The organism is Dyella jiangningensis (genome assembly GCF_003264855.1).
GTDB lineage: Bacteria > Pseudomonadota > Gammaproteobacteria > Xanthomonadales > Rhodanobacteraceae > Dyella > Dyella jiangningensis_C.
The window spans coordinates 173,880-193,928 of record NZ_NFZS01000006.1 but is presented as its reverse complement, the minus strand read 5'-3'; the positions used below and the strand labels follow the sequence as shown (position 1 = coordinate 193,928).

Sequence of the window (20,049 nt, the reverse complement as noted above, 5' to 3'; positions counted from 1 at the left end):
GCACGGCGGTCTGCGCGAGCCGGCTTGCCGGTGTCATGTCAGCGTTTGGGAGATGAGCTTGGCCATCGTTTTCGAAAGCTTCCAGCGGGACCAGGCGGCCCATGGCCTGCCCTTGCTGGTCGCCGGCCAACCGGAGCGCACCGTGGCCTGGCATCAGGGCGAGGCGGTCAGCGCCGCGCGATTCATGGCCCATGTGCAGGCCATCGCCGCCCAGCTCCCGCCTGCCGCGACCGCCGTGAACCTGTGCGAAGACCGCTACGCCTTCCTGGTCGCCTTCTGTGCCATCGCGCTCCGTGGCCAGGCCAACCTGCTGCCCTCCTCCCGCGCGCCGCAGGCAGTGGCCGAGGTGATGGCGGCGCATCCGGGCTGCTATGCCGTGGGCGAGCTGGCGCTGCAAAACCCGCCCCCGCACTACCGTCACCTGCCCGCCCTGTCGGTGACGCCCGACACGGACGACGGCTGCGCCTGGCTGGCCCTCCCGTCCGACCAGGTGGTCGCGATCGGTTACACCTCCGGTTCCACCGGCGTGCCCAAGGGCAACGTCAAGACCTGGGGCAGCTTCCACGCCAGCAATGCCGGCAACCTGCGCATGCTGCATGCCGCCGTCGGCAAGGGCTTCCACGTGGTGGCCACGGTGCCGCCGCAGCACATGTACGGCATGGAGATGTCCGTGCTGCTGCCGCTGCTGGACGATGTGAGCGTGCATGCGGGACGGCCCCTGTTTCCGGCCGATGTCGCGGCCGCCCTCGCCGAGGTGCCCGCGCCGCGCGTGCTGGTGACGACGCCGGTGCACCTGCGTGCGCTGATCGAATCCGGCGTGGCCTTGCCGCCGATCGCCGCCATGGTGTCCGCCACGGCGCCGATGCCCGTGGAGCTGGCCCAGGTGGCCGAGCAGCGCTACGGCGCGCCCCTGCTGGAAGTGTTCGGCTCCACCGAAACCTGTGTGTTCGCCAGTCGCCGTGCCGCGGCGGACGAACCCTGGACCCTGTTCGACGGCGTGCACCTGCACCCGCAGCCCGATGGCACCCAGGTGCGCGCGCCGCAGCTGGACGAGCCGATGACGCTGGCCGACATCGTGACCCTGCATGACGGCGGCCGCCGCTTCCGCCTGCGCGGCCGCCATGCCGACCTGCTGGAGATCGCCGGCAAGCGTGCCTCGCTGGGCGACCTGACACGGCGCCTGCTATCGATTCCTGGCGTGAAGGACGGCGTGGTGTTCCAGCTCGACGACGGCGACGCGCTGGGCGTGCAGCGCATCGCTGCGCTCGCGGTGGCGCCGGCGATGTCCGAGCACGCCATCCTCGATGCGCTGCGATCCGCGGTGGATCCGGTGTTCCTGCCGCGACCGCTGAAGTTGGTCGACGCGTTGCCGCGGAATGAGACGGGGAAGTTGCCCAGGGCAGCGCTGTTGGCGTTGCTGTAGGTTTTCCGTCCGCGTTGCGCGCAAAGGACTTCGCGGCGCATGCCCCTCCTTGTGGGAGCGCACCCTGTGCGCGACAGCCTTTCGCACCGGTCTTCACGTTTATTGCTCTTAATGGGAGCGAGCTATCGCCTTCGGTAGCCACGCTGCCGCAAGCCTGCCGCCTACGCAGCGGGCGTTTCGATCTCCTGCCGGAGCTCGAGTCACTTTTCTTTTGCTGGCCCAAAAGAAAAGTAACCCAAAGAAAATGGCCTTCAGAGCCAGGGCTCGTAGCGATATGAGGGATAGAAGCGTCGGAGTACCGAGGTTAGTCGGGATGCGCTCGTTACTACCTCGAACGAAGCGGCTACACCGCAACGCGCCGATGCGAAGAGGACTTAAAGCAGCTTCGTTTCGCGGAGAGGAGGCTCGGATGCCGCGTACTCCCTCTCCCCTCAGGGGAGAGGGCTGGGGTGAAGGGGCGCGCAAGCCCTGCCTACCTCCGTAGGAGCGCACCCAGTGCGCGATACACGCTGACGGCGAGACCAAGACCGGGGTCTTCTCGCCACCGCCCGGGAAACCACCTGACTGCTACCCGCCCGGCGCGCCCTTGCTGCGCTGCGCAAACCCACCCCAGCCACTACAATGACGGGCTGCGCCGCCCATGGCGCCTTCTTTCGCAGTTGGAGTCCCCATGAAAGTCCTGGTTATCGGCAGCGGTGGGCGTGAGCATGCGCTGGCTTGGAAGCTCAAGCAGTCGCCCCGCGTGAGCGAGGTGGTCGTCGCGCCGGGCAATGCCGGCACGGCGCGCGAGAAGGGGCTGCGCAACGCGGATGTGGCTGTCACCGATATCGATGGCCTGCTCAAGCTGGCGAAGTCGGAGAAGATCGCACTGACCGTGGTGGGTCCCGAGGTGCCGCTGGTGGCGGGCCTGGTCGACAAATTCCGCGCGGCCGGCCTGCGTTGCTTCGGCCCGCGCGCGGTGGCTGCGCAGCTGGAAGGCTCCAAGGCGTTCGCCAAGGATTTCCTGCTACGCCATAACATTCCCACCGCTCGCTACGCGGTGTTCACCGAGCTCAACCCCGCACTGGCCTACGTGCGCCAGCATGGCGCGCCGATCGTCATCAAGGCCGATGGCCTGGCGGCGGGCAAGGGCGTGGTGGTGGCGCTCACGCAGGCCGACGCGGAACAGGCGCTGCACGACATGCTCGGCGCGCACCAGTTCGGCGACGCGTCGGCGCGCGTGGTGATCGAGGAATTCCTCGATGGCGAGGAAGCCAGCTACATCGTGATGAGCGATGGCCAGCACGCCTTGCCGATGGCCAGCAGCCAGGACCACAAGCGCCGCGACGAAGGCGACATGGGTCCCAACACCGGCGGCATGGGCGCCTATTCGCCCGCGCCGGTGGTTACGCCTGACGTGGAAAAGCGCATCCTCAAGGAAGTGATCGAGCCGACCCTGCGTGGCATGGCGATGGAAGGCGCGCCCTTCATCGGCTTCCTCTACGCGGGCCTGATGATCGACAAGAGCGGCGCGCCCAAGGTCATCGAATTCAACGTGCGCTTCGGCGACCCGGAAACGCAGCCGATCATGCTGCGCCTGAAATCCGACCTGGTCGAACTGATCGAGGCCGCGCTGGACGGCGAGCTGCACCACACCCATGCGCAGTGGGATGCGCGTCCGTCGCTCGGCGTCGTGATGGCGGCGGGCGGCTATCCGGGCAAGGTGCGCAACGGCGACGTCATCAGCGGACTCGACGGCGACTTCGGTGCCGACGTGAAGGTGTTCCATGCGGGCACGCAGCTCGACGCCAAGGGCGAGGTCGTGACAGCCGGCGGCCGCGTGCTGACCGTATGCGCACTGGGCAAGGACATCGCCGCGGCACGCGAGCACGCTTACGCTGCCGTCGGCAAGATCCACTACGAAGGCGCATTCTGCCGCCGCGACATCGCCCATCGCGCGCTCCATCGCGGTTGAAGCACGATATCGGCCCCTGAAAGAAAGCCCCGGCCTTTGCGCCGGGGCTTTTGCTTTTGGAAACGCGTAACAGCCACTGCCCACCGCAAACCTACGGCGTGGATTGCTCCGCCATGGCCTTGAGCCCCTGCAGCACGTCGGCGAAATCACCCGTCACCATGGGCCCGAACGCGTCCGCCGACGGACCCGTGATGCGCGTGCTGTAGGTGACACGCACACCGCCCGAGGGCATCGGCTGGATGCGGTGACCGACGATCACCCGGGTTCCGTCGATCACCGTTTCGTCGGTGAACCCTTCGTGCTCGCGAACATCGATGAGCGTGCTGACGAAGGCATCCGCGCCCGGCGGCCGCATGGTAAAGCTCGTGCCCGAGGCGAAGGCGCCGTGCAGCTCGATGTGCTCGATGCCGGCGTTCCACGCCTTCCAGCCCGAAACATCCGCGAACAGCGCCCAGATGCGCACCGGCGTGGCGCGGATCTCGACGCTCTCTTCATGAGTCCACACGACAAGTCCCTGTGTAGGGTGGAAGCGCAGGATGGCATGCGCCTGGTCGGTGTGATGCCGACCCGCGTGCAAGCGTGTCGTACCGCTTCCGGTCGATCAGCCGGGGATGTCCGGCTCGACCAGTGCCGCCAGATGCAGCAGCGATTCCTGCCAGCCGAGGTAGCAGCCATCGACGGGGATGATGTCGGGGATGCCTTCCTGCACCACGTTGATCTCGGTCCCGCAGGACACCTTGCGCAGCGTGATGGTGGTCTGCATCTCGCCGGGCAGGTTCGGATCGTCGAACGTGGCCGTATAGCGTATGCGTTCGCCCGGCACGAGTTCATGGTAGGTGCCGCCGAAGGCGTGGCTGTGGCCGGTGCTGAAGTTCGTGAACGACATGCGATAGGTGCCGCCCACCTTGGCATCCATCTGGTGCACCTTGCCGGTGAAGCCGTTGGGCGGAAGCCATCGCGCCATCGCGTCCGTGTCGGTGAAGGCGCGGTAGATCTTCTCGGGCGTGGTGCGTAGTACGCGATGGAGCTTGACGGTGTTGCCGGCCATGATCGGTTCTCCTTGGGATTCAAAAAGCGTGGGGCATTTGCCTACTGGCCATACAACGACGAGCGGCCGGCACACGGATCGACACGGCTGCGTGCAGCCGGCGATGCGGCCTTCAAGGCTGCTTGCGCAGGAACACGTGCAGCGCCCGTTCGCCCTGCAGGCTGCGATGGCATTCGTAGCCGAGTGCGCGCAGATCGATGTCCTTGAAAAGGTTCTCGCCCGAGCCCAGCAGCACCGGACGGACGGCCAAATGAAGTTCGTCGACCAGTCGTGCCTGCAGGTACTGGCGCACCATCGAGACGCCGCCGCCGAGCCGGACGTCGCGGCCTCCGGCGGCGTCTTTTGCCTGCGCCAGCGCGGCATGGATGCCTTCGGTGACGAAATGGAACGTCGTGCCGCCAGCCATCGTCAGCGAAGGCCGCGGGTGATGGGTAAGCACGTACACCGGCACGTGGTACGGCGGCTCTTCGCCCCACCAGCCGCGCCAGCTTTCATCCGGCCAGGGGCCACGTACCGGGCCGAACATGTTGCGTCCGAGAATCCAGGCGCCAACGTTCTTGAAGCTTTCTTCCGCCATGGTGTTGTCGACGCCGGTCTCGCCGCCCTCGCTACCGTTCATCGAGCGCCACAATCGCGTGGGGAAGAACCATTGCATGAGTTCCGGGCCACCCACGCCGAGCGGATGGTCAACGCTCTGTTGCGGGCCGGCGCCGTAGCCGTCCAGTGACAGGGCAAAGCTCTGTACGCGAAGTTTCGACATGGTCCGCTCGCTATCGTGGGGTTTCCTGCTTACGACGAGCGAGCATCGCCGATTTCGACACCGGGCGTCGATGCCCGCCTAGGCATGCTTCTTCATGCGGCGACCAGCGCGCCGCCGGGGTCGTCCAAACAGCACGCGCAGCTCGTCCTTGGCATCCTCCAGATGCTTCTTCTGCTGTGCAGGCAACTGTCGTCCGCCGCGGTTGATGTAGAAGTTCAGCATCGACATGGCCGAGCGGAATGGCGAGGATTTTCGCCGCTTGCTGTGCTCGGCCGATGCCTTGAGCGATCGGGCGATGTCCTTGGGGTCGTGCTGGGTGAACATGCCCGACTTCAGGTCGAGCGCGTCGCTGGTCTCCATGACGTGCCTGGACCAGCGGTGCTTGCCGCGCGGAGAGCGGGAATGGCGAGAGCGTGTTGCCATGGGCGTACGCATCGAGGGAAGACCCCACATCACTAGCGCGGGGCCAGTCATGACGATGTGTCCATCGGCTGATGCGTGCGTGATCACGGTGCGCAGGACCAGGAACGCCGCAGGCCGATGGCGACACCGATCGTGGCCACGAGTTACGGCGGATCCTTGTCGAATGCCGTGGTCCCGGGCGGCAAGATCACCCACGGATGGCGCCGGCAGTCGTAGACGGAAACGGTGGGGCCGGGAAACGCCGGATCGGCGAACGCTCCCACCGCGACGCTCACGTGTCCCTCTTCGCCTTCTTCGGTGTGGAACAGCGTGGTTCCGCATATCGGGCAGAACCGGAAGCGGAATCGCGCGCCCTGGTCACCGGTGCGCAGGTATTCGGTGGCCGTGCCCGTGACACGGAATGGCGCTGCGAAACTCGCCAGGGCAGCGAACGCGCTGCCGGTTCGCTGCTGGCAGGCAAGGCAGTGGCAGATGCCGACGCCGCGCAGTTCGCCGTTGACCTCGATGCGGAGCTGGCCACAGCTGCAGGATGCTGTTCGTGGCATGGGTTGCCTCGCCGGATCGTTGACGTGTTTGGAGCCTGAGCCTGTCGCGCCGCGAACGTCGCGCTATGCGCGAATGTGGACAAGGCCTAGGGCGTGAAGTTGCTGTTCCAGTTCCGCTGTCGAGCTCCAAGGCAGGATGGGCGAGTTCTGCCGTTCGTCCGGCGGATGCGATGGCAGCTCGTCGGACCAGCCGCCGCAACCCACCAGGGGAAGCAGCGGCCGCTTGTGCAGCCAGGCCAGGCAGACTTCGGAGATCGTGCCCGCGCGACCGCCAATGACGATGCACGCATCGCCGGCGAGTGCCATCAGCAGGTTGCGCGCATCGCCCATGCCGCAGGGAATGGCGACGGTGGCGGGCCAGTCCGCCGGAGGCATCTCGTCCGGCGGCACGACGCTGACCACCAGGCCGCCTTCCTCGATGGCACGTTCCGCCGCCACCCGCGTGGCCGGGCTTCCACAACCACTGACCACGGTGATGCCCAGCCTTGCGAGCAGCGCTCCTGCATCGCCGGCCAACGCGTAGGCAGCGGAGCCCGGTTCGGCGCTGCCCAGGACGCACACCTGTGGGCGACGGTGGGATGTGGCCATGCGGGTTCCTTCCGATGGGAATGTGCTGCCAGGCTGTAGCAACCTCGCGCATCGACGACACCGGCTCAGCCGCGATGTGCTGCCTCGATGGCGGCGACGTCGATCTTCTTCATCGTCATCATGGCATCGAACGCGCGCTTGGCGGCCACGCGATCAGGATCGGTGAATGCCTTGATCAAGGCCACCGGCGTGATCTGCCACGACAGGCCCCACTTGTCCTTGCACCAGCCGCAGTCGCTCTCCTGGCCGTCGTTGCCGACGATTGCGTTCCAGTAGCGATCGGTTTCGGCCTGGTCCTGCGTGGCCACCTGGAACGAGAAGGCTTCGCTGTGCTTGAACATGGGCCCGCCATTGAGCCCGATGCACGGGATGCCCATCACGGTGAACTCGACCGTCAACACGTCGCCCTGCTGTCCCGACGGATAGTCGCCCGGCGCGCGGTGCACCGCATCGACGGATGAGTCGGGAAAGGTCTTGGCGTAAAAGCGCGCCGCATCTTCGGCGTCGCCATTGAACCAGAGACACACCGTGTTCTTCGCTGGGGTTGCCATGTTGCTTCTCCGTGGGATGAACCAAAGGCAGTGCACGTAGGCGAGCGCCGGCCGGAACAGGGCGCGCATCGCATGGGTAGCACGGATTGAACGGGCTTCGGGCGTGGTTGAAAACTGCCGTGTTTGCCATTCGGCGGTCGTTGCCGTGCGGATGATGGGTACCTTGGTTTCGCGCTAGGCTTGCGCCGACATCGCGCCAGGGATCCGCATGAGCCAGTTCCAACTGCTGGGAAGCCGCCGTTTCGCCCCGTTCTTCTGGACGCAGGCACTGGGCGCGTTCAACGACAACGCGTTCCGTAACGCGATGGTCATGCTGGTGGCGTTCCAGATGGGGCTGGATGACCACACCGTGTCGCTCTACACCAACCTGGCACCGGCGCTGTTCATCCTGCCCTACTTCCTGTTTTCGGCCACCGCGGGCCAGTTGGCCGAGAAATACGAGAAGTCGCGCATCATCCGCTACGTGAAGCTGTTCGAGATCGCCGCGATGCTGGTGGCGGCCGTGGGCTTCTACACGCATCACACCACCTTGCTGCTGGTGGTGTTGTTCCTGATGGGCATGCATTCGACCACGTTCGGGCCGATCAAGTACGCGATCCTGCCGCAGGCGCTGAAACCCGAGGAGCTGGTGGGCGGCAACGGCCTGGTGGAAATGGGCACGCAGCTCTCGATGCTGATCGGCATGATCGCCGGCAACTCGCTGATGCTCATCGCGGGCTATGGGCCGGTGGCGGCATCCACCGTGACGATACTCGTCGCGGTGGTGGGCTATCTCGCCAGTCGCCGCATTCCGCCGGCACCGGCCACGGCGCCCGACCTGGTGTTCAACTGGAATCCGCTCACCGAAACGGCGCGCGTGCTGGGCATCACGCGCGAAGACCGCAAGGTGTTCAACGCGGTGCTCGGCATTTCGTGGTTCTGGTTCTTCGGCACGGTGCTGGTGGCGCAGTTGCCCAACTACACGCGCATGAACCTGGGCGGCGATGGCTCGGTGAATACGCTGGTGCTCACGCTGTTCTCGCTGGGCACGGGCATCGGCGCGCTGCTGTGTGAACGCATGTCGGGACGCCGCGTGGAAGTGGGCCTGGTGCCGCTGGGCGCGTTCGGCCTCACCGCGTTCGGCGTAGACCTGTACTTCGCGCACCCGCACCTGGCCGCCGTGCATGGGCTGGATTGGCACGGTTTCCTGCGCAGCGCCGGCAGCTGGCGCGTGGTGATGGATCTGACGCTGATCGGCGTATTCAGCGGTTTCTACGTGGTGCCGCTGTTCGCCTACGTGCAGGCGCGCACGCCGCGCGAGCGACTGTCGCGAGTGATTGCCGGCAACAACATCCTCAACGCGCTGCTGATCTGCCTCGCCTCCGGCTTCGGGCTGGCGCTTGGCGCACTCGGGCTCACGGCGGTGCAGATCTTCCTTGCCGCGGCAGTACTCAACGTGGCGGTGGCGGTGTACATCTTCACGCTGGTGCCCGAGTTCCTGATGCGCTTCATCACCTGGGTGCTGGTGAACACGCTGTACCGCGTGCGCGCGGATGGGCTGGAACAGATTCCGGACGAAGGCCCGGCGCTGCTCGTGTGCAACCACGTCAGCTTCATGGACCCGCTGCTGTTGATGGCAAACCTGCGGCGTCCCGCGCGTTTCGTCATGTACTACAAGATCTTCAACATCCCGGTGCTGAACTTCGTGTTCCGCACGGCGAAGGCGATCCCCATCGCGGGGCAGAAGGAAGACCCGGCCGTGCTGCAACGTGCGTACGAGGATGTGGATGCCGCGTTGGCGGATGGCGAACTGGTGTGCATCTTCCCCGAGGGCGGGTTGACGCGCGATGGCGATATCGCGCCGTTCCGTCCTGGCGTCGCGCGCATTCTCGAACGTCGCCCGGTGCCGGTGGTGCCGCTCGCGCTGCGTGGCCTGTGGGGCAGCGTGTGGAGCCGTCGCGACTCGATGCTGCATCGCGCACGATTGCCGCGACGATTCCGCGCGAGGGTGGAGTTGGTGGCTGGCGCGCCGATCGCACCGCTGGATGCGCGCATGGCCACGTTGGAAGCGCGGGTGCGCGAGCTGCGCGGCGATGTCGCCTGAGCGTCAACTCCCCGTGTAGGAGCGCACCCAGTGCGCGACCGCGGAGGTTGGGCGTACCGCTACGTAGGCTTTTCGCGCACTGGGTGCGCTCCTACAGGGATCGCGGGGTCGGCAAGAAGGTGTTCCGTGCGGTGGTCTTGCCTCGGCGCGGCGGTGATATTTCCTGCCGAGGGTCAGCTCATCCACCCTGCCAACACGATCAACGCCACCACGCTCAACCACGCCAGCAGGGCGCGAAGCAGCGCACCGCGCAGGCGGATCAGTTCGCCGATGGTGTCGGTGCGCTCTTCGGCATAGCCGTCGCCCGCTTCGATGTCGACCTGCACGTCGGCGCGCGCGGCGGCACCGAGGAAGCCCGGGCCTTCGACATACCAGCTGTTGGGCGCCTGCTGCTGGTGCCACTGTTTCCATGCACCGATCACCGCATCCCAATGGCCGACCAGCGCCAGCGTGAACACCATCAACTGCGCTGGCAGCCAGTCGGCGATGTTGGCGAAGGTGCGTGCCGCGCGTTGCGCGGCTGCGTCCACCCGCAGGCTGGGATCGCGGCCCAGCGTCTGCGCCAGGCGATACAGCAGTGCGCCGGTCGGCCCGAGCACGAAGAACCACAGCAACACGCCGAAGCGGCGTCGCAACGCGGCGTAGGCGGTGGCCTCGCCAAGCGCGATGGCGTTCCAGCTCACCGCTTCGCCGTCGTCGGACAACGCCTGCGCCGCGGCCTCGCGCGTCGGCTGATCGGGCGCCTTGATGATGGCTTCCAGGTCCGCCTCGAACGCATGCGGTCCAAAGCAATACAGCAGCACGACCAGGGAGAAGACCAGCCGCAGCAGTTCGCTGGCCGGCAACAGGCTGATCAGCCACACCACCAGCAGGCACAGCACCACGGGCACGCCGAGCGTCACCGTGGCGCGCGCCGGTCCGCTGGTGTCGCCCAGCTGCGCCACCCAGCGCCGGAAGCCGCCGTCACCGCGCCAGTGCGTCAGCTGCGGAGCGACGTGCACCAGGCCAAGGGCAATGAGGGCGGTGAGCAGGCTGACAGCCATGAAACGGTCTCCGGTCGTTGGCCGCATTGTAGGTCATGGCTGTGACGGCCAGCAGCGGACAGGGCTAGATGGCAGCCTCATGTAGGAGCGCATCCAGTGCGCGATCTGCACTTGGAGGTGGCGTGGCGGAAATCCGGTATCGATGTTGGATTGCTGTTCCGCGGTCGCGCACTGGGTGCGCTCCTACAGGGAGGAGGAGTACGCGCTCAGCGCTTCGCCTGCGCCACCAGCGTGTCCAGATCCAGCCCCGCGCGCTGCTTCAGCCAGTGCTCCAGCAGGCGATAGGACACGGACAACGGCAGCGAGGGCAGGAAGCTGCCGTCGGCCAGTCCGCTGACGATGTCCTCGGGCGTGAACCAGCGGGCTTCCTCCAGCTCGCGGTCGCGCAGGCGGATCTCGCGCGACACGGCCTTGGCGGTGAAGCCCACCATCAGCGACTGCGGCAACGGCCAGGGCTGCGAGGAGTGGTAGTACACGTCGCCGACGATCACGCCGGACTCCTCGGCCACTTCGCGACGCACCGCGTCTTCCAGCGCCTCGCCCGGTTCCACGAAGCCGGCCAGGGTGGAATAGCGGCCCTTCGGCCAACCGGCCTGGCGTCCGAGCAGGCAGGCGCCTTCGTGCTCCACGATGACGATGACGGCCGCGTCGGTGCGGGGGAAATGCATGCGGCCGCACTGCTCGTTGGTGCATTGGGCGCGATGGCCCGAGGCGACCAGGATCAGCGGCGAACCGCAGAAGGCGCAGTAGCGGGTTTCGCGCTGCCAGTGGGCAAGGCCCTTGGCGTAGGCGAACAGGCCGGCTTCGTCGGCGGCCAGCAACAGGCCAACGTCGCGCAGGCCGGCGCGTCGTGCGTCGAGCGTCGTTTCCAGTGCGGCCGCCTGTTCGCTGTCGTCGACGGCCAGCAGGAAATGCGGACGTTCGGCGGCAAAGCCGAGGAAGGTGGCCTTCAGCTCCCCGAGCAGGCGCTCGCGCTCGCCGCTGTCCAGCCAGCGCAGCGCGTCGCTGCCGGGCAGCAGGTAGGTCTGGCCGAGCGCGTCGAGCACGAGGTAGCGGGCGTGTTCCGAGGAGCCATGCTCGTTCACCCACAGCGACTCGTCGCGCTTTTCGGCGACCCGGTCGAGGATGAGGCTGAGTCCCGCGAAGGTATTGAGGCGCGGCGTCGTGGTGCGGTCCATGCCTCGTCGGGGCTCAGGCGGAGAAGGAAGAGCCGCAGCCGCAGGTGGTCTTGGCGTTGGGGTTGCGGATGACGAACTGCGAGCCGCTCAGGCTTTCCGAATAGTCGATCTCCGCGCCGGTGAGGTACTGCAGCGACAGCGGATCGACCAGCAGGGTGACGCCTTCGCGGTCGATCGCGAAGTCGTCTTCGGCCTGGGCTTCATCGAAGGTGAAGCCGTACTGGAACCCGGAGCAGCCACCGCCCGTGATGTACACGCGCAGCTTGAGCTCGGTATTGCCTTCCTCGACGATCAGCTCGCGCACCTTGCGGGCCGCGGCTTCGGTGAAGACCAGCGGCGCACCGGCGTTGCGATAGTCGGGAACGGTGGGGAGGGGGACGACGGTATCCATGATGCTCAGGTGGGGATGAGGCGGCTCGCCCGCAAGGATACCGCGTTCAGGCCGGCACCGGCTCCGCATCCGCCAGCGACGGCGCGGGCAATTCACGCGGCAGCTCGGCGGCCTGGTGGCTCATGCGGCCGTTGACCTGGGCGCCCGCGGCCATTTCCAGCGTGCGGTAGTGCACATCGCCGGTGATGCGCGCCTCGGGCGCCAGTTCCAGGCGTTGCGCCGCATGGATGTCGCCCTGCACACGGCCATTGATGATGGCGTGCGGCACGCGGATCTCACCCCGCACGATACCGTTGTCGCTCAGCGTGAACACCGCGCCCTCTTCTTCGGCCAGCACCGAGCCCTCGATCTGCCCGTCCAGATGCAGCGTGCCGCTGAAACGCACGTCGCCATGGATCACGGTGCCGCGCGCGACCAGGCTGGTGTCGGAGGAATGGGCGGTGGGCGTGGTGCGCTCCGGTCGCTTACGGTTGAGCATCTTGTTCCCCTTGGGTCGGTGTGAGGTGGCCGGACAGGGCGTCGCCCCATGTCACGGCCCGGCTGACCGCGTCATCACCGGCCGGCTGGGCGGTGATCACCAGGCGGGTCGGCCGGAAATCGGCGGGCAGCACGATGGTGGCGTGCAACTGTTGAAAATATTTGAAGCGGAACGCCATGCCGCCGTTCTGCGAGGTGTCGCCCAGCGCGTCCCAGGCGAGGCGCACCACCTTGTCGCCGCGCAGGCCTTCCACGGCGACCGTCGCGTTGCCGCTGACGTCCTCGCCGCGCTTGGCGTTCTGGGTGAGGCTCACCGTGAGGTTCCAGGCATGCGAGCCGCTGACGGGCTGGAGGCGCACCTCCTGCACCTTGAGCCCTTCGCGCTGCGCATCGCCACCGGTGAGCCGGGAATAGAAGCCGAGATCCGCGCGCAGGCCGCTGATCTCTTCCTCGCGCTCGGCGAGCGTCTTGCGCAGCGACTGGTTGGCGATGTCCGCCACCTGGTCGGCCCGCTGCAGGTTGGCCACCTGCTGCAGGAGGTCGTCATTCTGTTTGCCCAGCGCCTTGAGCTGGCGCTGTTCGACGGCAGCGGGAGTCGCATGCCGTACGCCGGCACCAACGATGAGCCCGGTCAGCAGCAGGCTGAGCAGCCATGCGCCGCCCAGCCACCAGGCACGCCGCCGCCACCCGGCCGCATCATGCGGACGAACGACGAAACGCGGTGGTGGGCGTGAAGCCATGCGCGGCCTCCCCGGAGAAAACCAAGGTATAGCCGCGCCGTGACGAAAGCGTCAAGGAACGACGCCACAGCTTGCGCAGGCCAGGCGGCCCGGGCGGATCAGCTGTCGATCTTGGACTGCAGGTAGCGCTCGGCGCTGATGTCCTTGATCAGGCTGAACTGGGTTTCCAGCCAGTCGATGTGTTCTTCCTCGTCATGGAGGATGGACTTGAACAGGTCGCGGCTGACGTAGTCGGCGATGCCCTCGCTGTAGGCAATGGCCTCACGCAGGTCGCGCACCGCGGCCATTTCCAGGTCGAGGTCGCCCTGCAGGCATTCGACCGGGTTCTCGCCGATGCGCAGCTTGCCCAGGTGTTGCAGGTTCGGGAGGCCATCGAGGAACAGGATGCGCTCGATCAGGTGATCGGCGTGCTTCATCTCCTCGATCGATTCCTTCTGCTCGTGCTCCGCCAGTTCGCCGTAGCCCCAGTCCTTGTACATGCGGTAATGCAGCCAGTACTGGTTGATCGCGGTCAGCTCGTTGTAAAGCACCTTGTTGAGGTACTCGATGACCTTGGCGTCGCCCTTCATGAGAAGTCTCCTTGCGTCTACAGCACGCGACTATACGTCGCCCTTGACGGGGATGACGGAACGAGAATGAGTTCGGATCGCCCAAACAAAAACGCGCAACCGAGGCTGCGCGTTCCGGGAATTCGTGCGGCGGGCCTGCGCCTCAGGCGACGACGGCGATCGGCATCGTCAGCCGTATCTGCTGCACCGCCTTGTCCAGCGTGGCCCGTGCTTCCTGCTCGCAGCAGCCGCAGCAATCGGAGCAACCGGTGCGCGCCTGCAGGTCGGCGAAATGATGGACGCCATCGGCGGCGGCTCGGCGGATGTCACCGTCGGTGACGGCGTTGCACATGCAGATATACATGGCTGCATATGGGAACGCAAATGCGAATGATTGTCAACTGATATTCGCGTGGACTGCCAGAGGATCCGCCGTTCAGGCCGCGGCGTGACCCTTGCGGGCCGTATGTCCCGATTCCTGGCCGGGACGCTGGGGCAGTTCGCCCAGCTCCAGGCTCAGCAGCGACTCCACCAGCGGCGCGAAGTGGCGCAGGGCGCGCTCATAGACCTGGCGCTTGAAATTGACCACGTGGGCGGCCGGATACCAGAAATCCACCCAGCGCCAGTGGTCGAATTCGGGCTTTTCGCAGGCGTCCAGGCGCAGGTCCTGCTCGTTGCCCACCAGGCGCAGCAGGAACCACACCTGCTTCTGGCCGATGCAGGTCGGCCGCTGGTGATGGCGGACGTAACGGTTGGGCAGGCGGTAGCGCAGCCACCCACGGGTGGCGCCAATGACCTCGACATGGTGAGGGGCCAGGCCGGTTTCCTCTTCCAGCTCGCGGTACATGGCTTCCAGCGGCGTTTCGTCGCTGCGCATGCCACCCTGGGGAAACTGCCAGCCGTCACGATTGACGCGGCGCGCCCAGAACAGTCGGCCGTCCGCATTCAGCAGAACGATGCCCACATTCGGACGATAGCCATCGACGTCGATCATGTTGCCTCCTGGGCCGGCCGCACGAAGGAAACGCGTATTTCCAGATAAGGCCGCCCGGAGATGATTCAATCACAGCGTACGAAGAGGCGGCAAGCCAAACACTTGAACCGAAGGGCCTCTCCGACTAAACTGCCGCGCCCCGCCTGATTGACGCCACGTCAACGCCCCTGGGCTGGGACGCACCCAAGGCTATGTAGCTCAGCCGGTTAGAGCACAGCACTCATAATGCTGGGGTCGGTGGTTCGAGTCCACCCATAGCCACCATTGCGCGTACACGAAAGCCCTGCAGGCATGCGGGGCTTTATTGTTTCTGCTGGCGGCGAATCTCGCCGGGGTTGATCCGCCGACAGGTCGCGTGGCGATCCGGCATCGACCGTCGGGCTGAAGCAAGCACGATGCGCCGACGACGTCGAGCGGGAGATGGCGTGCCCGTGGTCGATGTTGGGACCGCTCAGTGTCCGAACGCCCGCGCTTCCCTGGCCCAAGGATGTGATGCGGCGCACCACGCATTTTCACCAAGGCTCCGTGTGGATTGATGCAGCCAGAAGCGCGTCGTTCGCGGCAAATGCGGCGACAGCAAACGAAGAATCATCAAGAGCCGCCCGCTTTTTGACAATTGTTTGCCCGCACTCCGTCCTATTCACTACGCCGACGCCGAAGGCCGCGCGATGGGGATCGCGCCGCCTCGCGAACTGCGAGGCAGGACTTCCAGCGTAGTGACATGACAACGGAACCGGGCGGCGTGAGCCGCCGGGGACATCACAGCTCGGGGGAGTGAGTTCGAATGAACGGCAAGATGCAAACGACCGATTTGCAGCATGGGGCGTACCCGCGATTCACCGTTTCGCTGTCCCGCCACCGTCTGGCGGCGAGCGTGGCCCTGGGCCTGATGCTGATGCACGCGCCAATGGTGGCCCTGGCGCAGGACGGCACCCAGGCGGCAGCCGTCACGGCACCGGCACCGGCGGAGTCCGGCAAGGCCGACGCGGCCAAGAAGAAGGATGGGAAGAAGGACGATGGCCAAAAGGACGTCCAGAACCTTGATGGCGTAACGGTCACCGGCATCCGCGCCAGCCTCGAGTCCGCGCAGTCGCTGAAGCAGAACGCCAGCCAGATCGTGGACTCCGTCACCGCGACGGACATGACCGCCTTGCCCGATCGCAGCGTGACCGAAACCCTGCAGCGCATCAGCGGCGTGACGGTGGACCACTTCCTCGCCGACAACGATCCGGATCATCCGTCGTCCGAAGGCAGCGGCGTGTTGATTCGTGGCCTGCCCTACGTGGCCAGCCAGCTCAACGGGCGCGACAGCTTCTCGGCCAACAACGGCCGCTCGCTGGGTTTCGAGGATGTGCCGGCCGAGCTGATGGCCGGCGTGGACGTGTACAAGAACCCGTCGGCGGAGCTGATCGAAGGCGGCATCGCTGGCACGGTGAACCTGCGCACGCGCATGCCGTTCGACAATCCGGGCCAGGTGATCAGCTTCTCCACCGGCATCAACGAAGGCGATATGGCGAAGAAGAGCAAGCCATCGGCTTCGTTCCTCTACAGCAACCGCTGGAAGAGCGACAGCCTGGGCGAGTTCGGCGCGTTGTTCGATGTCTCCTACTCGGAGCTCGCCTCGCGCAACGACGGCATCCAGACCAATCCCTACGTCATGCGGCCCGACGCGACCGACTCGTCGTACTACGCGCCGAACATCGCCGCAGGTTCTTCCACCAGCACGGTGTACGTGCCGGGCGACATCAACTGGCTGGAAATGCAGATGCAGCGCCGTCGCATCGGCCTGTATGGCGCCATCCAGTGGCGTCCCACCAACGACTTCGAGTTCTACTCGCAGTTCTTCCGCTCCGACTACAACCTGGAGTGGAACCAGCACAACGTGCAGACGAACGAGAGCGCGTACAACAACGTGCTGCCCGCGCCGGGCACGCAGTTCAGCTACAACGGCCAGGGCATCTTCCAGAGCGGCACCATGGCGTCCAACGCGTGGCGTGGCGACGCCTCGATGGGCATCCCCGATGGCTATGTGAACTATTACACCGACAACCGCATCCAGCACCAGGTCACGCGCACCACGGACTGGTCGAACGGCTTCAAGTACAACATCAACGATCACGTCCTGCTGACCGGCGATTTCCAGTTCGTGAAGTCGACCAGCGACATGCGTGACTTCTCGGTGTTCGGCCAGTTCTACATGCCGCCGGCGAACGTGAGCGTGGTCGGCACGCCGAGCCTCACGCTGTCCGATCCCAGCTACCTCGCGAACCCCGCCAACTACTACCTCGGCGCGGCGATGGATCACCTGGAATACGACTACGCCGTGCAACGCACCGGTCGGCTGGATCTGGAATATAACTTCCAGGACAGCAGCTGGCTGCAGTTTGCCCGTGTCGGCGTACGCGCCACCAACCGCGACGCATCCAGCAACAACACCAACGGCAACTACAACTGGGGCCCGATCAGCCAGATCTGGAAGGCCTCCAGCTACACCTCGACGGGCCTGGACTGGTTCAACCAGATTCCCTCGTGGATGTACGAGCAGTATTCGATGTCCCACTTCTACCGCGGCGCGAAACTGCCGACCACGCTGTGGTTCCCCAGCAATGCGCTGGTAAGCAACTATGCGAAGGCGATCCAGGCGTTGTACGCGATCGAGGCCGCGGGTGGCTGGCAGGCGCAGGTGCCGGGTCTGCCAGGTGAGAACAACCACCAGAACGAGGACACGCAGGCCATCTACGGCTCGCTGTATTTCGGCAACGAGGACGCGCTGGGCATTCCCTTCGACGGTAACATCGGCTTGCGTTACGTGAAGACGGACGTGAGCGCGAACGGCTCGATCCAATATCCGTCCGCCAGCAATATCAGCGGCAGCACCGCGAACCTGACACCGGAACAATTGGCCTTGTTCAGCGGCGCCTACGTGCCGATTTCCGGCAAGGGCAACTATCACAACTTCCTGCCCAGCCTGAACCTGCGATTCAAGTTCACCGATGAGCTGCAGTTGCGCCTGGCCGCGTCCAAGGCGATGACGCGCCCGGACATCAACCAGCTCAACTCGTACATGAAGCTTGGCGCGTCGTGGGGCGGCCCGGCCGGCCAGCAGCCGACGATCACCGGCTGGACCGCGAGCACCGGCGGCAATCCGAACCTGAAGCCGCTCGAGGCCACCCAGTTCGACTCCGCGCTGGAATGGTACTTCTCGCCCACCGGCATGCTGTACACCACGGTGTTCTACAAGAAGATCAAGAACTACATCACCAACGAAGTCACCACCGAGAACATCGGCGGGCAGGAGTTTGCGGTCACTGGTCCGCAGAATGCCGGCGACGGCAACGTGAAGGGCATCGAGGCGGGCTATTCGCAGTTCTTCGATTTCCTGCCGGGCGCGTGGAAAGGCCTGGGCGTGCAGGCGAACTACACCTTCCTGCGCAGCAGCAAGATCGCCGGCACCACCTCGTGCGATCCCGACCATGCCAATGGTTCATGCGGGGCGGACTTTGTCGTCACCAACCCGCCGCTGCCGATGGCCGGCCTGTCGCAGAACAGCTACAACCTGATCGGCATGTACGAGTACGCCAACTGGTCGGCCCGCCTGGCGTGGTCGTGGCGCAGCCGCTACCTGATCACCGCGGAAGACTCGGGCGATACCTATCTGCCGATGTGGAACGATGCGTACGGCCAGCTCGACGCGTCGGTGTTCTATCACATCAACAAGAACATGCAGGTCGGCCTGCAGATGAACAACCTCACCAACGCGACGACGCGCGTGTTGATGGGGCCGGCCACCTACGTCAACGGCACGGTGGACCCGCATCTGTACACGCGAGCGATCTTCGAGAACGATCGCCGATACGAGCTGGTGTTCCGCGCCACGTTCTGAGGGGTTTCCGTCGCCCCGAAGGCAGGTCCGCGTTCGTTGCCGGTGTGATGCCTCCCCGTGCATGCCGGCAACGAATGCGGACGCCTGGTCGTCAGGCCTTCAGCTGTTCCTGGTATTGCTTGGGCGTGCAGTCGAATTCGCGGCGGAACACCACATACATGTACTGCAGCGAGGTGAAGCCGCTGCGCACGGCCACGTCCGTCAGCGACATCGACGGATCGGTCAGCAGCTGCCGCGCGCGCTCCAGCTTGTGCTCGAGGATCACCTGGTGCACGGACTTTTTCAGCTCGCGCTTGAAGTGTTCTTCCAGCAGCGTGCGCGATACGTTGACGTAACCGGCCACCTGTTCGGCCTTGATGCCCATGCAGGCGTACTGGCGGATGTAATGCCGCGCCCGCATCACGTGCGGGCTGCGGATGCACTGGTACTGGCTGCTGGCCTGCACGTTGATGCCGGCAGGCGGCACCAGCACGCGCGAGCCGGAACAGTCGCCGCCGTGCAGCATCTGATGCAGCAGCTGCGCCGCGGTGCGGCCCATTTCCTCGGCGCCCTGCATCACCGAGGTGAGGCGTATGCAGCTGAGCACCTGCACGATGGGGTCGTTGTCGATACCGACGATGGCGACCTGTTCCGGCACCGGCACGTCGCCCACGATGCAGGCCTGCAGCAGCTGCCGCGCGCGTGCGTCGGTGGCGGCGATGATGCCGATGGGCTTGGGCAGGCTGTGGATCCATTCGGCCACTTCGTGCTGCGCGCGCCCCCAGCCGCCCGCGCTGGTGGACGCGCCGTGGTAGACGATGCCTTCCAAGCCATCCGCGGCGGTGAGGTGACGGAACCACATCTCGCGCTCGTGCGCCCAGCGGTTGTCGGGTTCCGGCGGCTTGCCGAAGAAGGCGAAGCGTTCCAGGCCGTGCTCGATCAGATGGCCATACGCCGCCTGCACCAGCTTCCGGTTGTCGGTCGCCACATAGGGAATGCCCGTGGGGTACTGCGAGTCGTCGGCATACGAGCCGCCCACCGCCACGACGGGAATGGGAAGCGCGGATACGGCTTCGGCCACGACCGGATCGTCGAAGTCGGCAATGATGCCGTCGCCCCGCCATTGGCGAATGCCCAGGGTGCGGCAGCGGAAGTCCTCTTCCATGAAGAGATCCCACTTCACGCGGGTAAAAGTGAGGTATTCCCCAATGCCTGCGATGACCTGGCGGTCATAGACCTTGTTGGCGTTGAAAAGCAGCGCGACGCGATGCGGCAACATCCATCAACCTTTGGCGATGGGCAATGGGGCCGCAAGTTAGCGGCTTGCATGGCGTGCGACACGCTGCGCTGCATCATCCGTTGTCCCCCGAGGGGACAGGTGCCAGCTTCCATGCCGTACGGACGTCTATACTTCCATTCGTGCATGTGCGCCCGGCTCGGC

Annotated in this window: 20 protein-coding genes and 1 tRNA gene; 5 read left to right on the top strand and 16 right to left on the bottom strand. The window is 65.7% G+C overall.

From position 1 onward, the window contains the following. Positions 1-58: 58 nt before the first annotated feature. Positions 59-1,423 carry an AMP-binding protein gene (locus CA260_RS20115; protein ID WP_111984880.1) on the top strand — a complete coding sequence of 455 codons (1,365 nt, stop codon included), beginning with the start codon at positions 59-61 and terminating at the stop codon, positions 1,421-1,423. 670 nt (positions 1,424-2,093) lie between these two features. Then, positions 2,094-3,377: a phosphoribosylamine--glycine ligase gene (gene purD, locus CA260_RS20110; protein WP_111984839.1), complete on the top strand. Its 1,284-nt coding sequence runs from the start codon at positions 2,094-2,096 to the stop codon at positions 3,375-3,377. A gap of 91 nt (positions 3,378-3,468) precedes the next feature. On the opposite strand, the gene CA260_RS20105 is transcribed toward purD, so the two are convergent. The 7 genes from CA260_RS20105 to CA260_RS20075 all read right to left on the bottom strand — a co-directional run bounded on the left by CA260_RS20105 (position 3,469) and on the right by CA260_RS20075 (position 7,292). Continuing rightward, a complete protein-coding gene (locus CA260_RS20105) occupies positions 3,469-3,882 on the bottom strand; it encodes an SRPBCC family protein (RefSeq protein WP_111984879.1) in 414 nt (137 codons plus the stop codon). 96 nt (positions 3,883-3,978) lie between these two features. Further along, on the bottom strand, positions 3,979-4,425 hold the full coding sequence (locus CA260_RS20100) for an SRPBCC family protein (RefSeq protein ID WP_111984838.1): 447 nt from the start codon (positions 4,423-4,425) through the stop codon (positions 3,979-3,981). A 112-nt stretch (positions 4,426-4,537) separates the two neighbouring features. Beyond that, positions 4,538-5,185, bottom strand: coding sequence for a dihydrofolate reductase family protein (locus CA260_RS20095; RefSeq protein ID WP_111984837.1), 648 nt, complete (start codon positions 5,183-5,185; stop codon positions 4,538-4,540). 78 nt (positions 5,186-5,263) lie between these two features. Next, on the bottom strand, positions 5,264-5,608 hold the full coding sequence (locus CA260_RS20090) for a DUF3175 domain-containing protein (protein ID WP_202864119.1): 345 nt from the start codon (positions 5,606-5,608) through the stop codon (positions 5,264-5,266). A 143-nt stretch (positions 5,609-5,751) separates the two neighbouring features. Then, a complete protein-coding gene (locus tag CA260_RS20085) occupies positions 5,752-6,153 on the bottom strand; it encodes a GFA family protein (protein ID WP_111984835.1) in 402 nt (133 codons plus the stop codon). Positions 6,154-6,216: 63 nt separating this feature from the next. Further along, complete coding sequence (locus CA260_RS20080; protein ID WP_111984834.1) at positions 6,217-6,741, bottom strand: Rossmann fold nucleotide-binding protein; 525 nt, start codon at positions 6,739-6,741, stop codon at positions 6,217-6,219. Positions 6,742-6,806: 65 nt separating this feature from the next. Next, positions 6,807-7,292, bottom strand: a complete 486-nt coding sequence (locus CA260_RS20075; protein WP_111984833.1) for a VOC family protein — start codon at positions 7,290-7,292, stop codon at positions 6,807-6,809. Between the two features lie 208 nt (positions 7,293-7,500). On the opposite strand from CA260_RS20075, the gene CA260_RS20070 reads away from it, so the two are divergent. Further along, complete coding sequence (locus tag CA260_RS20070) at positions 7,501-9,375, top strand: MFS transporter (RefSeq protein WP_111984832.1); 1,875 nt, start codon at positions 7,501-7,503, stop codon at positions 9,373-9,375. A 173-nt stretch (positions 9,376-9,548) separates the two neighbouring features. Here CA260_RS20070 and CA260_RS20065 read toward each other — a convergent pair whose 3' ends face one another. From CA260_RS20065 to CA260_RS20030, 8 genes are all read right to left on the bottom strand, one after another. Continuing rightward, entirely contained in the window at positions 9,549-10,418 is an 870-nt protein-coding gene (locus CA260_RS20065; protein ID WP_111984831.1) for a cobalamin biosynthesis protein, read from the bottom strand. 206 nt (positions 10,419-10,624) lie between these two features. Further along, complete coding sequence (gene nudC, locus CA260_RS20060) at positions 10,625-11,596, bottom strand: NAD(+) diphosphatase (protein WP_111984830.1); 972 nt, start codon at positions 11,594-11,596, stop codon at positions 10,625-10,627. Positions 11,597-11,609: 13 nt separating this feature from the next. Next, complete coding sequence (gene erpA, locus CA260_RS20055; protein ID WP_111984829.1) at positions 11,610-11,987, bottom strand: iron-sulfur cluster insertion protein ErpA; 378 nt, start codon at positions 11,985-11,987, stop codon at positions 11,610-11,612. Positions 11,988-12,033: 46 nt separating this feature from the next. Continuing rightward, positions 12,034-12,465, bottom strand: coding sequence for a bactofilin family protein (locus CA260_RS20050; protein ID WP_111984828.1), 432 nt, complete (start codon positions 12,463-12,465; stop codon positions 12,034-12,036). Continuing rightward, positions 12,452-13,204 carry a DUF6776 family protein gene (locus tag CA260_RS20045; protein ID WP_111984827.1) on the bottom strand — a complete coding sequence of 251 codons (753 nt, stop codon included), beginning with the start codon at positions 13,202-13,204 and terminating at the stop codon, positions 12,452-12,454. Before CA260_RS20045 ends, CA260_RS20050 begins: the two co-directional genes overlap by 14 nt. Positions 13,205-13,302: 98 nt before the next feature. Then, complete coding sequence (gene bfr / locus CA260_RS20040; RefSeq protein ID WP_111984826.1) at positions 13,303-13,773, bottom strand: bacterioferritin; 471 nt, start codon at positions 13,771-13,773, stop codon at positions 13,303-13,305. 142 nt (positions 13,774-13,915) lie between these two features. Next, on the bottom strand, positions 13,916-14,104 hold the full coding sequence (locus tag CA260_RS20035) for a (2Fe-2S)-binding protein (protein WP_238149858.1): 189 nt from the start codon (positions 14,102-14,104) through the stop codon (positions 13,916-13,918). 84 nt (positions 14,105-14,188) lie between these two features. Continuing rightward, positions 14,189-14,746, bottom strand: a complete 558-nt coding sequence (locus CA260_RS20030; protein ID WP_111984824.1) for an RNA pyrophosphohydrolase — start codon at positions 14,744-14,746, stop codon at positions 14,189-14,191. A 187-nt stretch (positions 14,747-14,933) separates the two neighbouring features. Between CA260_RS20030 and CA260_RS20025 the strand changes: the two genes are divergently transcribed. Together CA260_RS20025 and CA260_RS20020 are read left to right on the top strand one after the other, a co-directional pair. Beyond that, positions 14,934-15,010 (top strand) — tRNA-Met (locus CA260_RS20025). 532 nt (positions 15,011-15,542) lie between these two features. Further along, on the top strand, positions 15,543-18,629 hold the full coding sequence (locus CA260_RS20020; protein ID WP_238149857.1) for a TonB-dependent receptor: 3,087 nt from the start codon (positions 15,543-15,545) through the stop codon (positions 18,627-18,629). A 91-nt stretch (positions 18,630-18,720) separates the two neighbouring features. On the opposite strand, the gene CA260_RS20015 is transcribed toward CA260_RS20020, so the two are convergent. After that, complete coding sequence (locus CA260_RS20015; RefSeq protein WP_111984822.1) at positions 18,721-19,887, bottom strand: XylR family transcriptional regulator; 1,167 nt, start codon at positions 19,885-19,887, stop codon at positions 18,721-18,723. Positions 19,888-20,049 lie beyond the last annotated feature (162 nt).

What these genes read in the sequence shown, in the direction of transcription:
- CA260_RS20075 (WP_111984833.1), bottom strand. Translation starts at nt 7,292, where the DNA reads ATGGCAACCCCAGCGAAGAACACGGTGTGTCTCTGGTTCAATGGCGAC.
- CA260_RS20095 (WP_111984837.1), bottom strand. Translation starts at nt 5,185, where the DNA reads ATGTCGAAACTTCGCGTACAGAGCTTTGCCCTGTCACTGGACGGCTAC.
- CA260_RS20090 (WP_202864119.1), bottom strand. Translation starts at nt 5,608, where the DNA reads ATGGCAACACGCTCTCGCCATTCCCGCTCTCCGCGCGGCAAGCACCGC.
- CA260_RS20050 (WP_111984828.1), bottom strand. Translation starts at nt 12,465, where the DNA reads ATGCTCAACCGTAAGCGACCGGAGCGCACCACGCCCACCGCCCATTCC.
- CA260_RS20030 (WP_111984824.1), bottom strand. Translation starts at nt 14,746, where the DNA reads ATGATCGACGTCGATGGCTATCGTCCGAATGTGGGCATCGTTCTGCTG.
- CA260_RS20065 (WP_111984831.1), bottom strand. Translation starts at nt 10,418, where the DNA reads ATGGCTGTCAGCCTGCTCACCGCCCTCATTGCCCTTGGCCTGGTGCAC.
- CA260_RS20015 (WP_111984822.1), bottom strand. Translation starts at nt 19,887, where the DNA reads ATGTTGCCGCATCGCGTCGCGCTGCTTTTCAACGCCAACAAGGTCTAT.
- CA260_RS20070 (WP_111984832.1), top strand. Translation starts at nt 7,501, where the DNA reads ATGAGCCAGTTCCAACTGCTGGGAAGCCGCCGTTTCGCCCCGTTCTTC.
- CA260_RS20080 (WP_111984834.1), bottom strand. Translation starts at nt 6,741, where the DNA reads ATGGCCACATCCCACCGTCGCCCACAGGTGTGCGTCCTGGGCAGCGCC.
- CA260_RS20100 (WP_111984838.1), bottom strand. Translation starts at nt 4,425, where the DNA reads ATGGCCGGCAACACCGTCAAGCTCCATCGCGTACTACGCACCACGCCC.
- CA260_RS20035 (WP_238149858.1), bottom strand. Translation starts at nt 14,104, where the DNA reads ATGTGCAACGCCGTCACCGACGGTGACATCCGCCGAGCCGCCGCCGAT.
- nudC (WP_111984830.1), bottom strand. Translation starts at nt 11,596, where the DNA reads ATGGACCGCACCACGACGCCGCGCCTCAATACCTTCGCGGGACTCAGC.
- CA260_RS20020 (WP_238149857.1), top strand. Translation starts at nt 15,543, where the DNA reads ATGCAAACGACCGATTTGCAGCATGGGGCGTACCCGCGATTCACCGTT.
- bfr (WP_111984826.1), bottom strand. Translation starts at nt 13,773, where the DNA reads ATGAAGGGCGACGCCAAGGTCATCGAGTACCTCAACAAGGTGCTTTAC.
- CA260_RS20045 (WP_111984827.1), bottom strand. Translation starts at nt 13,204, where the DNA reads ATGGCTTCACGCCCACCACCGCGTTTCGTCGTTCGTCCGCATGATGCG.
- purD (WP_111984839.1), top strand. Translation starts at nt 2,094, where the DNA reads ATGAAAGTCCTGGTTATCGGCAGCGGTGGGCGTGAGCATGCGCTGGCT.
- CA260_RS20085 (WP_111984835.1), bottom strand. Translation starts at nt 6,153, where the DNA reads ATGCCACGAACAGCATCCTGCAGCTGTGGCCAGCTCCGCATCGAGGTC.
- erpA (WP_111984829.1), bottom strand. Translation starts at nt 11,987, where the DNA reads ATGGATACCGTCGTCCCCCTCCCCACCGTTCCCGACTATCGCAACGCC.